The following is a 14,285-nucleotide window of genomic DNA, read 5'->3' as shown; positions in this document are numbered from 1 at the left end:
GCCGCCCAGCCGGGAGTCTTTCGAAACGCCCATGAGCGATCAACACGCCGCTTCACAGTCTGCCCCTGCGTCGTTCCGGGTCGCCGCGCTCCAGATGGTGAGCACACCGGATCGCGACCGCAACCTCGCCGAAGCCGGCCGCCTCATCGCCGAAGCGGCCGCCGACGGCGCGCAGCTCGTGCTGCTGCCCGAATACTTCTGCTTCATGGGTTTCAGGGACACGGACAAGCTCGCCGTGCGCGAAGCGTGGGGCGACGGTCCGATCCAGCGCTTTCTCGCCGACGCGGCGCGCCGCCACAAGGTCTGGGTCATCGGCGGCACGCTGCCGCTGACCGCGCCGGAAGCCACCCGCGTGCTGAACACGACGCTCGTCTTCGACCCGCAAGGCCGCGAGGCGGCCCGCTACGACAAGATTCACCTCTTCAACTTCGAAAAAGGCGAGGAATCGTTCGATGAGGCGCGCACGATCCGCCCCGGCGACGAAGTCCGCACCTTTGACGCGCCGTTCGGCCGGGTCGGCCTGTCCGTCTGCTACGATCTTCGTTTTCCGGAGCTGTATCGCCGGATGGGCGATTGCGCGATGATCGTCGTGCCGTCCGCGTTCACGTACACCACGGGCCGTGCGCACTGGGAAATGCTGCTGCGCGCACGCGCCGTCGAAAACCAGTGTTACGTGCTGGCCGCGGCCCAGGGCGGCAAACACGAGAACGGCCGCCGCACGTGGGGCCACAGCATGCTGATCGATCCGTGGGGCGAGATCGTGGCCGTGCGGGACGAAGGCGCGGGCGTCGTGACCGGTAATCTCGAACGCGCGCGCATCGATGAAGTTCGCCAGAGCCTGCCCGCCTGGCGGCATCGCGTGCTGACATGAGCGGACCTTAGCCGACATCCCATCGCCGACCAGACTGACCTTGAAAGCGCCGCGCCGAAGATCCATCTGACACCTGACATCGACGCACGCTCCGACCGAATCCTTTGCATTGAAAAGACCAGACCTCGCATGAATATCATCGAACCCGGCATTCGCAACCTCGCAACCGCCAAGGACGTGCTCCTCACGCCGTATGGCCTCGACGAAGGCGTTCTCATCCGCACCCTCGGGGAGATCTTCACGCACCGCATCGATTACGCCGACCTGTATTTCCAGGCGACGCGCAGCGAAGCGTGGAGTCTCGAGGAAGGCATCGTCAAATCGGGCAGCTTCAGCATCGATCAGGGTGTCGGCGTGCGTGCCGTGTCGGGTGACCGGACGGCGTTCGCCTATTCGGACGACCTGTCGCCCGAGGCGATCCGCCAGGCGGCGCTCGCCACGCGGTCGATCGCAAAGGCCGGCGGCGGCAAGCAGAAGATCAAGGTGGCGTCGTCGCTGACCGGCATTGCCGGGCGCGATCTGTACCTGCCGTCCGATCCGCTGCATTCGCTCGACGCGACCGCCAAGGTCAAGCTGCTGGAGCGCATCGAGGAAATGGCGCGCGGCCGCGATCCGCGCATCAAGCAGGTGATGGCGGGCCTCGCCGGCGAATACGACGTCGTGCTGGTCGCGCGCAGCGACGGCGCGCTCGCCGCGGACATCCGTCCGCTCGTGCGCGTGTCGGTCACCGTGATCGCCGAGCAGAACGGCAGGCGTGAAATCGGCAGCGGCGGCGGCGGCGGACGCTTCGACTACGGTTATTTCACCGACGCAATCCTGTCGGGCTACGTCGACGACGCGGTGCACGCCGCGCTCGTGAACCTCGACGCGCGTCCCGCGCCGGCCGGCGCGATGACCGTCGTGCTCGGACCGGGCTGGCCGGGCGTGCTGCTGCACGAAGCGATCGGCCACGGTCTCGAAGGCGACTTCAACCGCAAGGGTTCGTCGGCATTCGCCGGACGGATCGGCGAGCAGGTGGCGGCCAGAGGCGTCACGGTCGTCGACGACGGCACGCTGCCGAACCGTCGCGGCTCGCTCAATATCGACGACGAAGGCAACCCGACGCAGTGCACGACACTGATCGAGGACGGCATCCTGAAGGGCTATATCCAGGACACGCTGAATGCGCGTCTGATGAAGATGCCGGTCACCGGCAACGCGCGCCGCGAATCGTACGCCGCGCTGCCGATGCCGCGCATGACCAACACGTACATGCTGAACGGCGACAAGGATCCACAGGAAATCATCAAATCGGTGAAGAACGGCCTGTATGCGGTGAACTTCGGCGGCGGCCAGGTCGATATCACGAACGGCAAGTTCGTGTTCTCGGCGTCCGAGGCGTACATGATCGAGAACGGCAAGATCAGCTATCCGGTCAAGGGCGCGACGCTGATCGGCAGCGGTCCGGAATCGCTCAAGTTCGTGAGCATGATCGGCAACGACATGAAGCTGGATACCGGCGTCGGCGTGTGCGGCAAGGAAGGCCAGAGCGTGCCGGTCGGCGTCGGCCAGCCGACGCTGCGCATCGACCGCATGACCGTCGGCGGCACGGCCTGATTTGAGCTTCAATGCACGTTTCGTGCGCAAATTGCACGAAACGTGCGGAATATCCGCATTTTTAGTGCCTGATGCTTGTCAGGCGCGCTTGAGCAGGTTATAAAGCCACTCACCCTTTTTCGATGAGCAACGCTTTTTCGCCATGTCTTTCGCCAGGTTTTACTTTTATTTTTTCTGGTATCTCAGACCGCTGGCGGATCGAGAGGGGTGTTAGTGCACGAAACACCGAGAATTCCCGAAAAACCGCCAGCGAGTCTGGCGGTTTTTTTTCGCCTGTCCGCTTCTACCCATTAGCCGTTGAACACCTTTGAGTTTCGTTTGCCGCGGTCTTGAGATCCTTCCCGCGCGAACACGCTACGAACTGAATCCTGGAGAACCAGCATGCCCCCGCACAACACCGACGATGTCCGCATCCGGGAACTGAAAGAACTGACGCCGCCGGCGCACCTGATCCGCGAATTCGCGCTCGACGAAAACGTGTCGAACACGATCTACAGCGCGCGCCAGTCGATGCATCGCATCCTGCACGGCATGGAAGACCGTCTGATCGTCATCATCGGGCCGTGCTCGATTCACGACACGAAGGCCGCGCTCGAATACGCCGGCCGCCTGATCGAGCAGCGCAAGCGCTTCGCGGGCGAGCTTGAAATCGTGATGCGCGTGTACTTCGAAAAGCCGCGCACGACTGTCGGCTGGAAGGGGCTCATCAACGACCCGTACATGGACAACAGCTTCAAGATCAACGACGGCCTGCGCACCGCGCGCGAGCTGCTGCTGAAGATCAATGAACTCGGCCTGCCGGCCGGCACCGAATACCTCGACATGATCAGCCCGCAGTACATCGCCGATCTGATCTCGTGGGGCGCGATCGGCGCGCGCACGACCGAATCGCAGGTTCACCGCGAACTGGCGTCGGGCCTGTCGTGCCCGGTCGGCTTCAAGAACGGCACGGACGGCAACGTGAAGATCGCCGTCGACGCCATCAAGGCCGCCTCGCAGCCGCACCATTTCCTGTCGGTGACGAAGGGTGGCCATTCGGCGATCGTGTCGACCGCGGGCAATGAGGACTGTCACATCATCCTGCGCGGCGGCAAAACGCCGAACTACGACGCCGAAAGCGTGAACGTTGCGTGCGCCGACATCGGCCGGGCCGGCCTCGCGGCGCGTCTGATGATCGACGCGAGCCACGCGAACAGTTCGAAGAAGCACGAGAACCAGATTCCGGTATGCGCGGACATCGGCCGCCAGATCGCTTCGGGCGACGAACGGATCGTCGGCGTCATGGTGGAATCGCATCTGGTGGCGGGCCGTCAGGATCTGCAGGAAGGCTGCGAACTGACGTACGGCCAGAGCATCACCGACGCGTGCATCGGCTGGGACGAAAGCATCGCCGTCCTCGAAGGGCTCGCCGAATCGGTCAGGCAGCGACGCATCGCGCGCGGCAGCGGCAATTAAGCGCGGGTTGCGCGCGATTTATCCTGGCTGGGCGGGCTCGCTTGAGCCCGCTTCTGGCGATCCATGCCGCCCGGTTGAAGAGACCCGGCGGCATTTCTTTTGCGCGCGCCGCCCGGCGTGCATACATCGGATTCATGACGCTTTCAGGCGCCCATTCCTTTCATTTCGCTACTTCGCCCGCGCTTTTACCCAGGATTCGTCCTACGCCGAAAAGCCTGTTGCGACGCAACAGAAATTGATCGAGTATCTGGAGTGCTGTCTCGCTGCACCGGCTCTGCCCGGTACGGCTGCGCGGCTGTTTTTTGCCTGATCGAATCTCGCCCTGCGCATCCCGCATCGCCTGCGCGACGCGCTCCCCCGAACCCTGTTTTCGGAGATCTCATGAAAATCGAAGAAGTCCGCGAAACCGCATTCTCGATGCCGCTGACGAGCCCCGCTTACCCGATCGGACCGTACCGGTTCGTCAATCGCGAATTCATGATCATCACGTATCGCACGGATATCGAAAAGCTGCGCGCGCTTGTGCCGGAGCCACTCGAGGTCTATACGGATCTCGTGCACCACGAGTTCATCCGCATGCCGGATTCCACCGGCTTCGGCGACTACACGGAGAGCGGCCAGGTCATCCCGGTCAGGTTCAACGGCAAGGCGGGCGCCTATACGCACGCGATGTATCTGGACGATCATCCGCCCATCGCGGGCGGGCGCGAGCTGTGGGGTTTTCCGAAAAAGCTGGCGTCGCCGAAACTGGAAACGCATATCGACTCACTGGTCGGCACGCTGGATTTCGGCCCGGTGCGCATCGCAACGGCCACGATGGGCTACAAGCACACCACGCTCGACGCGGAAGCCGAACGCGTGAAGATGAGTGGCGACAACTACCTGCTGAAGATCATTCCACACGTGGACGGCACACCGCGCATCTGCGAGATCGTTCGCTATCATCTGAAGGACATCACCGTCAAAGGTGCGTGGGGCGGTCCGGCTTCGCTCGCGCTGTCTTCGCATGCGCTCGCACCCGTGGGCGATCTGCCCGTGCTGGAAATCGTCGAGGCACGGCACATCATCGCCGATCTCACGCTGGCGCTCGGTGAAGTGGCGTTCGATTACCTGTCGGCCGATCCGCAGAACCGCTAGAACCAGCCGTACCGGAATCCACCCCGCCGGGCCTGCCCGGCGTGCTTCATCACGAGGCTAGAAAATGGCAACCCAGTCTGATCAGAATCCGCGCCCGCCGCTCAGTGAAATCGTCTCGCAGCACTATGAAACCGTGGCGCTCGTGCTGCAGGGGGGCGGTGCGCTCGGCTCGTATCAGGCCGGCGTCTATGAGGGGCTCGCCGAGGTCGGTATCCATCCGGACTGGGTCGCGGGTATCTCGATCGGAGCGTTGAACACCGCGATTATCGCGGGCAATGCGCCGGAGAAACGCGTCGATGCGCTCAAACAGTTCTGGGCCACGATCTGCCAGCCCGCTTCGCCGCTGAGCTTCTGGCCAGCGGCACTGGAAACCCGGCTCGTCGGCATTTCCGACTCGTTTCGCCAGGTGTTTTCGTCGTGGTATGCGACCCGCGCGCTGCTGGATGGCCAGAAGGGCTTTTTCACGCCGCGCTTTCCGCCGCCGGTCGGGCCGCGAACGCTCGATGTGACCGAAGCCAGCTATTACGACACCCGCACGCTCAAGGGCACGCTGGAGCAGTTCGCCGATTTCGACCGTATCAATCACGGCGGCATGCGCGTGTGCGTCGGCGCGGCGAACGTCGCAACGGGCAACCTCACGTTCTTCGACAACGCACACCTCACGTTGCGGGCGGAACACTTCATGGCATCCGGCGCGTTGCCTCCGGGTTTTCCAGCTGTGGAAGTGGATGGCCAGTTTTACTGGGACGGCGGGCTTATCTCCAACACGCCGCTTTCGGAAATACTCGGACAAACGCCACGGCGCGACACGCTCGCGTTCCAGGTCGACCTGTGGAGCGCACAGGGCACGCTGCCGTCGAACATGGGACAGGTCGACGATCGCGCGAAAGATATCCAGTATTCCAGCCGGACGCGGGCTGTCACGAATAACGTGCGGCGCACACAACTGCTACGCCGCACGCTTCGAGAGGTACTGCGCCATGTGAGTCCGGAGACGCTTGAAAACGATCCGTGGTGCAAGATCGCCGCACGTATGTCGACAGACAAGCGCTACAACGTCGTGCAGTTGATCTACAAAGACAAGCCGTACGAAAACCAGTTCAAGGATTTCCAGTTCGGCTACAACACGATGCTGGATCACTGGGCGACGGGGCTTGCCGATATCCGCGAAACGCTCGCTCATCCGGAATGGCTTGACCCGCCGCAGAACGAGGCGGGTTTCGCATCACGCGACGTGCACGCACCGGGCAGCAGCGACGGGCTCGGCCCAAAGACAGGCGCGGAGCGCGAGGCCGGTGTCTAGCGGTCGTGCTGCCATAGCACGTCCGTGCCGCCTTCGGCGCGATTCAGCACGCGCGCGAGCACGAACAGCAGGTCTGACAGCCGGTTCATGTACTGACGTGGCGCGGCGTTGACGGTCTCGATCTGGCCGAGCGCGACGATCGAGCGCTCGGCGCGGCGGCACACCGTCCGGCACACGTGCGCGACGGCTGCGGCGCGCGAGCCGCCGGGCAGGATGAACTCCTTTAGCGGCGGCAGCGTTGCGTTGTATTGTGCGAGCCACGCGTCGAGTTGCGCGAGCTGCGCGTCGGCGATCATGGTGTGGCCGGGAATGCAGAGCTCGCCGCCAAGATCGAACAGATCGTGCTGGATCGCGACGAGCGCCTGCCGCACATCGTCGGGCAACGCTTCGCATAGCAGCACACCGAGGTTCGAATTCAGCTCGTCGACGTCGCCGATCGCGGCGATCCGCGCGCCATCCTTGCGCACGCGGCTGCCGTCGCCGAGGCCGGTGGTGCCGTCGTCGCCGGTTCGGGTGGCGATTTTGCTCAGGCGATTGCCCATGATGATTCCTTTAAGTGATGACGACGCGGCAACACACGGTTCATGCCATGCCAGTGCCGTGGCCATCGCACGCTTGCGATTCGCTGGAAAGGGCTCGTGTCGCGCGCAGCATCTGCGGCGAGGCCATCGCGCCATTATAGGTTTGTCAGGCGCGACCCGCGCCAGGCGGGCGATCAGCGTAAAATGGACGTCAACAATCGAATCATTCGAACATCGTCCGCTTTCAGGAGACACGCGTGAATCATCCTGTGCCACCGGCACCGCTGCGCCGTCCGTTCGCCGCTGAACTGCTGGTCGCGCTGAAGGCCGCATTCGCCGATCGCGTTTCGACATCCGATGCCGTGCGCGCCCATCACGGCCGCGACGAATCCCCGTTCGATCCGCAATTGCCGGACGCCGTCGTCTACGCCCGCACGACCGAAGAAGTGCAGAGCATCGTCAGGCTCTGCGCGCAGTACGACGTGCCCGTCATTCCGTACGGCAACGGATCGTCGCTCGAAGGACATCTGCTTGCGGTCCAGGGCGGCGTGTCGATCGATCTGTCGGAGATGAACCGCGTGCTGGCGATCAACGCGGAGGACCTCACCGTCACCGTGGAGCCCGGTATCTCGCGCAAGCAGTTGAACGAAGCGTTGCGCGACACCGGCCTCTTCTTCCCGATCGACCCAGGCGCGGATGCCAGCATCGGCGGCATGTCGGCGACGCGCGCGTCGGGCACCAACGCCGTGCGCTACGGCACGATGCGCGAGAACGTGCTTGGCCTGACCGTCGTACTCGCCGACGGCCGCATCATCAAGACCGGCACGCGTGCGCGCAAATCGTCCGCGGGCTACGACCTCACGCGCCTCTTCGTCGGCTCGGAAGGCACGCTCGGCGTCATCACCGAAATCACCGTGCGGCTCTATCCGCAGCCTGAAGCGGTGTCGGCGGCGGTGTGCACATTTCCGTCGATGGGCGACGCGGTGCGCGCCGTCATCGAAACGATCCAGATCGGCGTGCCGATTGCCCGCGTCGAGTTTGTCGATTCGCTCGCGATCCGCTCGATCAACCGGCATTCGAACCTGACGCTGCGCGAAGCGCCCACGCTGTTCTTCGAGTTCCACGGCACCGAAGCCGGCGTGAAGGAACAGGCCGAACTCGTTCAGGACATCGCTTCGGAGAACCACGGCGAAGGCTTCGAGTGGGCGACGCGACCGGAAGACCGCAGCCGCCTCTGGAACGCGCGGCACAGCGCCTACTTCGCGATGCTGCAGCTAAAGCCGGGCTGTCGCGCGGTGACGACCGACGTGTGCGTGCCGATTTCACGTCTTGCGGAATGCGTCGTCGAGACCGAACAGGACCTGAAGGAATCGCCGCTGCCCTGCCCGATCGTCGGTCATGTGGGCGACGGCAATTTTCACGTCGCGATCCTGATCGACCCCGACAAGCCGGAAGAACTCGTCGAAGCCGAACGGCTCAATCACCGGATCGTCGAGCGCGCGCTGCGCATGGACGGCACGTGTACCGGCGAGCATGGTGTCGGGCTGCACAAGATGGGATTCCTCGTCGAGGAGCACGGCGAAGACACGGTCGACACGATGCGCGCGATCAAGCACGCGCTCGACCCGCGCAATCTGATGAACCCGGGCAAGATTTTTTCCTGGGCGGCATGACCCGACAGGCGAACCGGCATTCCACGACCGCGCGCCCGAAGAAGGAGGAGACATGAACGCACCTGGCGAACTTTCGCCTGAAGTTCTCGCCCAGCGCCAGCGCGAAGTCGTGCAGGCGCTGATGGCCGTACTGCCGACGCACTGCCTGCTGTATCGCGAAGAAGATACCGTCGCCTACGACTGCGACGGCCTCGCCGCGTATCGCCGGCTGCCGCTCGCGGTTGCGTTGCCGGAAACGGAGTCGCAGGTGCAGCGCATCGTGCAGATCTGCCATCGGCTAGGCGTGCCGATCGTGCCGCGCGGCGCCGGCACCGGCCTGTCCGGCGGCGCGCTGCCGATCCGCCATGGCGTTGTCGTGTCGCTCGCGCGCTTTCGCAAGATCGTCGAAGTCGATTCCTATGCGCGCACCGCGACTGTCCAGCCGGGCGTGCGCAACCTCGCCATTTCGGAAGCCGCGGCGCCGTACGGCCTTTACTACGCGCCCGATCCTTCCTCGCAGATCGCCTGCACGATCGGCGGCAACGTCTCGGAAAATTCCGGCGGCGTGCATTGCCTGAAATACGGCCTCACCGTGCACAACGTGCTGCGCGTGCGAGCCGTCACGATGGAGGGCGAGATCGTCGAGTTCGGCTCGCTCGCGCCCGACGCACCCGGCCTCGATCTGCTCGCGGTGCTGATCGGCAGCGAAGGCATGTTCGCGATCGTCACCGAAGTTACCGTCAAGTTGATCCCGAAACCGCAAACCGCGCAGGTCATCATGGCCAGCTTCGACGACGTCGTGAAAGGCGGCGACGCGGTTGCCGGCATCATCGCGGCGGGCATCATTCCGGCCGGCCTCGAAATGATGGACAAGCCAGCGACGCGGGCCGTCGAGGAATTCGTCAACGCCGGCTACGATCTCGACGCGGCCGCCATCCTGCTATGCGAGTCGGATGGCACCCCGGAAGAAGTTTCCGAGGAAATCGTCCGCATGACGGCGGTGCTGCGTGAATGCGGCGCGACGCGCATCCAGATTTCGCGCACGGAAAGCGAGCGGCTCAAGTTCTGGTCGGGCCGCAAGAACGCGTTCCCGGCCGCCGGACGCATCTCGCCCGACTACTACTGCATGGACGGCACGGTGCCGCGCCGCAGTATCGGGCCACTGCTGTCGCGCATCAGCGAGATGGAGAAAAAATACGCGCTGCGCTGTATCAACGTGTTCCACGCGGGCGACGGCAACATGCATCCGCTGATCCTCTTCAACGGCAACGATCTCGACGAATGGCACCGGGCCGAAGCGTTTGGCTCGGACATCCTGGAATGCTGCGTCGAGCTGGGCGGAACGGTGACGGGCGAACACGGTGTGGGCATCGAGAAGATCAACTCGATGTGCGTACAGTTTTCGCCCGAGGAGCGCGACGCGTTTCACGCGGTCAAGCGTGCATTCGATCCGCCCGGCCTCCTGAATCCCGACAAAGGCATCCCAACGCGTGCCCGCTGCGCCGAATACGGCCGGATGCATATTCGCGGCGGCTTGCTGCCGCATCCGGATTTGCCGAGGTTCTAGCGCGGTCTGCACCGTCGCAAGCTGGACGCCCCACCGGCGCCGGGCTGCTGCGCCGCGCCACTGGCGCAGCCCGTATGGGCAAACCCGGGGTCGCCCCCGGCTTGCCAGCGCCGCCCCGCCCGGTACAATCGGACGAAACACAACGAAGCAGGACGACATGGAAGAGGACGACATCGTCGCCGTTTGGTCCGAACGTATCCGTTCGGCCAGCGCTGAAGGACGCGCGGTGCGCATTCGCGGCGGCGGCACGAAAGACTGGTACGGCCAGAGCCTGGAAGGCGACATCCTCGACACGCGCGCGCATCGCGGCATCATCGCTTACGATCCGGCGGAGCTCGTGATCACGGCGCGCGCCGGCACGCCGCTCCTCGAAATCGAAGCGACGCTAGCAGAACACCGGCAGATGCTGGCGTTCGAACCCCCGCACTTCGGCCCACAGGCAACGTTGGGCGGCTGTATCGCGGCCGGCATTGCCGGGCCGCGACGCCCTTCGGCCGGCGCCGCGCGCGACTTCGTGCTCGGCGCGGTCATCATGAACGGTCACGGAGAAACGCTGCATTTCGGAGGCCAGGTCGTGAAGAACGTCGCGGGCTATGACGTGTCGCGCCTCATGGCCGGCTCGCTCGGCACGCTCGGGCTGATACTCGAACTGTCGGTGAAGGTGCTGCCGCTTCCGGTCGCCGAGGCGACGCTCAAGTTCGACATGAACGGCACCGACGCCGTGCGCAAGCTCAACGAATGGGCCGGCCACCCGCTGCCCATCACCGCGAGCGCATGGCGCAACGGCACGCTTGTCATGCGCCTGGCCGGCGCCGAAGCCGCGGTCAAATCGGCGCGTACGTCGCTCGGCGGCGAAGTGGTCGATGCGGTCGAGGCCGAACGCTTCTGGGCGGGGCTGCGCGAACAGACCGACCCGTTCTTCTCCGCGATCACGCCGGGCGCCGCGTTGTGGCGCCTCGCGTTGCCGTCGATTACCGAGCCCTTGCAACTGCCGGGGGCGCAACTGATGGAATGGGGCGGCGCGCAGCGCTGGTGGATCACCGACACCGACGCGCAGACCGTGCGCATCAGCGCCAAACAGGCCGGCGGCCACGCGACCATCTTCCGCACCGGACACGGCTTCGACCGCAGCGCAGGCGTGTTCACGCCGCTGCCCGCGCCGCTGATGAAAATCCATCGCGGCCTGAAGGCCGCATTCGACCCGGCCCGCATCTTCAATCGCGGCCGGCTCTACCCCGACTTCTGAGCGCGCGATGCAAACCAACCTCGCGGACTTCATTCGCAATACGCCCGACGGCGATGAAGCCGATTCCATCCTGCGCAAATGCGTGCATTGCGGCTTCTGCACGGCGACCTGCCCCACGTACCAGCTACTCGGCGACGAGCTCGACGGACCACGCGGCCGCATCTATCTGATCAAGCAGATGGTGGAAGGCGCACCCGTCACGCGCAGCACGCAGATGCACCTCGACCGTTGCCTCACGTGCCGCAACTGCGAATCGACGTGCCCCTCGGGCGTGCAGTACGGACGCCTTGTCGAAATCGGCCGCAAGGTGGTCGAGGAGCATGTCAGGCGGCCTCCCGGCCAGCGCCTGCTGCGCCGTATTCTGGCGAGCTTCCTGCCAAACAGCGCGCTCTTCACGCCTGCGATGCGGCTCGGCCAGCACGTGCGCCCGCTCCTGCCGAAAAAACTGCGCGACAAGGTGCCTGCCCGGCAACCGCTGCTTGAATGGCCGACGGCCCAGCACCCGCGCAAGATGCTGATGCTCGCCGGTTGCGTGCAGCCTTCGATGATGCCGAACGTCAATATCGCGACAGCGCGTGTGCTCGACGCGCTCGGCGTCGAGACCATCGTCGCGCCGGAAGCCGGCTGCTGCGGCGCGATCCGCCTGCACCTCGGCTATAACGACGAAGCACTCGACGACATCCGCGCCAACATCGACGCATGGTGGCCGCACGTCGAAGCCGGCGCCGAAGCGATCGTGATGAACGCGTCCGGTTGCGGCGCGACGGTACGCGAATACGCGCACCTGTTGCGCGGCGACCCGGCGTATGCGGACAAGGCACGCCGTATCGTCGAGCTCACCCGCGACATCTGCGAAATCCTGCCCGATTTCGAGGAGTCGCTCGCAGCACTCGCGCGCCGCCGCGCCGTGCATACGGTCGCCTTCCACCCGCCGTGCACGCTGCAGCACGGCCAGCAGGTGCGCGGGCGCGTCGAGCATCTGCTCACCGCGCTCGGCATCGAAGTGCGCCTGCCCGCCGACAGCCACCTGTGCTGCGGTTCGGCCGGCACCTATTCGCTCACGCAACCGACGCTTTCCTACACGCTGCGCAACCAGAAGCTCGAACGGCTGCGCGCGCTGGAACCGCAGCTGATTGTTTCGGCCAACGTGGGTTGTATCGCGCATCTGCAAAGCGGCACGTCGATTCCGGTCAAGCACTGGATCGAACTGGTTGAGCATATGCTTTCGGCCTGACGTTTTTCACCTGGCCGTTCGGATGACCCGGCGGCGAGGAATGGCGTCCGTATAATTCATTCCATCGCCTTGCTGTGTGTCCAACTGTCTGATGCCCGATCTCATTCATCACCTCGACGCGGTGCGTCAGCGCATCGCGCTGGCCGCTCGCGGCGCCGGTCGCGACCCGCGTTCGGTCGAACTGCTCGCGGTTTCGAAAACGTTTCCCGCTGAAGACGTGCGCGCGGCGCACGCCGCCGGGCAACGCGCGTTCGGCGAAAACTACGTGCAGGAAGCCGTCACGAAAATCGAAGCGCTGGCCGACCTGCGCGCGGATCTCGAATGGCATTTCATCGGCCCGCTGCAATCGAACAAGTCGAAACCCGTCGCGGAAAATTTCGACTGGGTTCACTCGGTCGATCGCCTGAAGATAGCCGGGCGCCTGTCCACGCAGCGGCCGGACGATCTGCCTCCGCTCAATGTCTGCCTGCAGGTGAATGCAAGCGGCGAAGCATCGAAGAGCGGCATTGCGCCCGGCGAAGCGCTGGAACTCGCCCGCGCCGTCGCCGCGTTGCCCCGGCTGCGGCTGCGTGGCCTGATGTCGATTCCCGAGCCCGCGGGCGACATCGAGGCACAACGCGCGCCGCATCGTCTGGTGCACGCGCTCTTCGAACAGCTTCGTGCGGAAGGGCTCGAACTCGACACGTTGTCCATGGGCATGTCGGGCGATCTCGAAGCGGCCGTCATCGAAGGTGCGACGATCGTGCGCGTCGGCACGGCGATCTTCGGCGCACGCGACTACTCAAACTGAACAGAACACTTCACGGAACATCATGAAAATTGCTTTCATTGGCGGCGGCAACATGGCTGCGGCGCTTATCGGCGGTCTCATCAAACGTGGTGTGGCGCCGGCCGACCTGTATGCGATCGATCCCAACGAAGAAGCGCGCGCGCGCAATGCGCAGCAATTCGGCGTGCGCACCGGCGCTGCGGCTGACGCTGTGCTCGCTTCGTTCGACGCCATCCTGCTCGCGGTCAAGCCGCAGATCCTGAAGAGCGTCGCTGCGGGCCTGGCGCCGTTTCTGCGGGCGGAGCAGCTCGTCATCAGCATTGCCGCGGGCATTCGTGCCGACGATCTGTCGCGCTGGCTGAACGGCCATGCGCGCGTCGTACGCACCATGCCGAATACACCGGCGCTGATCGGCATGGGCGCGACGGGCCTGTTCGCAACGCCGGGCGTCGACGAAGCGGGCTGCGCGCTCGCCACCAGGGTTCTCGGCGCGGTGAGCAACACAGTATGGTTCGACGACGAAGCAAAGATCGATGCCGTGACCGCCATTTCAGGCAGCGGCCCGGCATACGTGTTTTATTTCATCGAAGCGCTGGAAGAAGCCGCGCGCCAGCTCGGCATGGACGCGGCGCAAGGGCGCGCGCTTGCCGTCGCGACGTTCACGGGCGCAGCGCAACTGGCGGCGCAGTCCGACGCGTCGCCCGCCGTGCTGCGCGAACGCGTGACGTCCAAAGGCGGCACGACGGCGGCGGCGCTTGCATCGTTCGATGCATCGGGTGTCAAGGATGCGATCGTGCGCGGCGCGCTGGCCGCGGACGCGCGGGCAAAAGCGATGGGCGACGAATTCGGCAAACAGTAACGGACGGAGCCGCTTCGGGTCGCCGGCTGCGGTCATCCGGTTGACTGTAACCTGCGTGATGCAGCGGCCTTGCCG

The 14,285-nt window shown here is 64.8% G+C and carries 12 protein-coding genes; 11 read left to right on the top strand and 1 reads right to left on the bottom strand.

The genetic code is table 11. From position 1 onward, the window contains the following. The first annotated feature begins 31 nt into the window (after window positions 1-31). The 5 genes from LPA37_RS07020 (at window position 32) to LPA37_RS07000 (ending at window position 6,362) form a co-directional block, all read left to right on the top strand. Complete coding sequence (locus tag LPA37_RS07020; protein WP_228975029.1) at window positions 32-871, top strand: carbon-nitrogen hydrolase family protein; 840 nt, start codon at window positions 32-34, stop codon at window positions 869-871. Between the two features lie 129 nt (window positions 872-1,000). Continuing rightward, window positions 1,001-2,467, top strand: a complete 1,467-nt coding sequence (gene tldD / locus LPA37_RS07015; protein ID WP_228975030.1) for a metalloprotease TldD — start codon at window positions 1,001-1,003, stop codon at window positions 2,465-2,467. Between the two features lie 381 nt (window positions 2,468-2,848). Then, the gene (gene aroG, locus LPA37_RS07010) at window positions 2,849-3,922 is read left to right on the top strand and encodes a 3-deoxy-7-phosphoheptulonate synthase AroG (RefSeq protein ID WP_229012135.1); all 1,074 of its coding nucleotides are present in this window, start codon (window positions 2,849-2,851) and stop codon (window positions 3,920-3,922) included. A 381-nt stretch (window positions 3,923-4,303) separates the two neighbouring features. Then, window positions 4,304-5,059, top strand: coding sequence for an acetoacetate decarboxylase (locus LPA37_RS07005; protein ID WP_229012134.1), 756 nt, complete (start codon window positions 4,304-4,306; stop codon window positions 5,057-5,059). A gap of 64 nt (window positions 5,060-5,123) precedes the next feature. After that, window positions 5,124-6,362, top strand: coding sequence for a DUF3734 domain-containing protein (locus tag LPA37_RS07000; RefSeq protein ID WP_229012133.1), 1,239 nt, complete (start codon window positions 5,124-5,126; stop codon window positions 6,360-6,362). Here LPA37_RS07000 and LPA37_RS06995 read toward each other — a convergent pair. Continuing rightward, window positions 6,359-6,904: a cob(I)yrinic acid a,c-diamide adenosyltransferase gene (locus LPA37_RS06995; protein WP_228975036.1), complete on the bottom strand. Its 546-nt coding sequence runs from the start codon at window positions 6,902-6,904 to the stop codon at window positions 6,359-6,361. The genes LPA37_RS07000 and LPA37_RS06995 overlap by 4 nt on opposite strands. Before the next feature lie 236 nt (window positions 6,905-7,140). Between LPA37_RS06995 and LPA37_RS06990 the strand changes: the two genes are divergently transcribed. The 6 genes from LPA37_RS06990 (at window position 7,141) to proC (ending at window position 14,210) form a co-directional block, all read left to right on the top strand. Beyond that, complete coding sequence (locus LPA37_RS06990) at window positions 7,141-8,556, top strand: FAD-linked oxidase C-terminal domain-containing protein (RefSeq protein ID WP_228975038.1); 1,416 nt, start codon at window positions 7,141-7,143, stop codon at window positions 8,554-8,556. Window positions 8,557-8,608: 52 nt separating this feature from the next. Continuing rightward, a complete protein-coding gene (locus LPA37_RS06985; RefSeq protein WP_228975043.1) occupies window positions 8,609-10,102 on the top strand; it encodes an FAD-linked oxidase C-terminal domain-containing protein in 1,494 nt (497 codons plus the stop codon). Window positions 10,103-10,259: 157 nt separating this feature from the next. Then, window positions 10,260-11,348 (top strand): glycolate oxidase subunit GlcE, encoded by a 1,089-nt coding sequence (gene glcE / locus LPA37_RS06980; RefSeq protein WP_229012132.1) that lies wholly within the window; start codon window positions 10,260-10,262, stop codon window positions 11,346-11,348. Between the two features lie 7 nt (window positions 11,349-11,355). Beyond that, complete coding sequence (gene glcF / locus LPA37_RS06975; protein ID WP_228975046.1) at window positions 11,356-12,582, top strand: glycolate oxidase subunit GlcF; 1,227 nt, start codon at window positions 11,356-11,358, stop codon at window positions 12,580-12,582. A gap of 91 nt (window positions 12,583-12,673) precedes the next feature. Beyond that, on the top strand, window positions 12,674-13,372 hold the full coding sequence (locus LPA37_RS06970; protein WP_229012131.1) for a YggS family pyridoxal phosphate-dependent enzyme: 699 nt from the start codon (window positions 12,674-12,676) through the stop codon (window positions 13,370-13,372). Between the two features lie 22 nt (window positions 13,373-13,394). Continuing rightward, complete coding sequence (gene proC / locus LPA37_RS06965; RefSeq protein WP_228975050.1) at window positions 13,395-14,210, top strand: pyrroline-5-carboxylate reductase; 816 nt, start codon at window positions 13,395-13,397, stop codon at window positions 14,208-14,210. Window positions 14,211-14,285: the final 75 nt, after the last annotated feature.

Source organism: Paraburkholderia gardini (assembly GCF_907164545.1).
Taxonomy (GTDB): domain Bacteria; phylum Pseudomonadota; class Gammaproteobacteria; order Burkholderiales; family Burkholderiaceae; genus Paraburkholderia; species Paraburkholderia gardini.
This window is presented reverse-complemented; position numbering and strand designations above follow the sequence as displayed.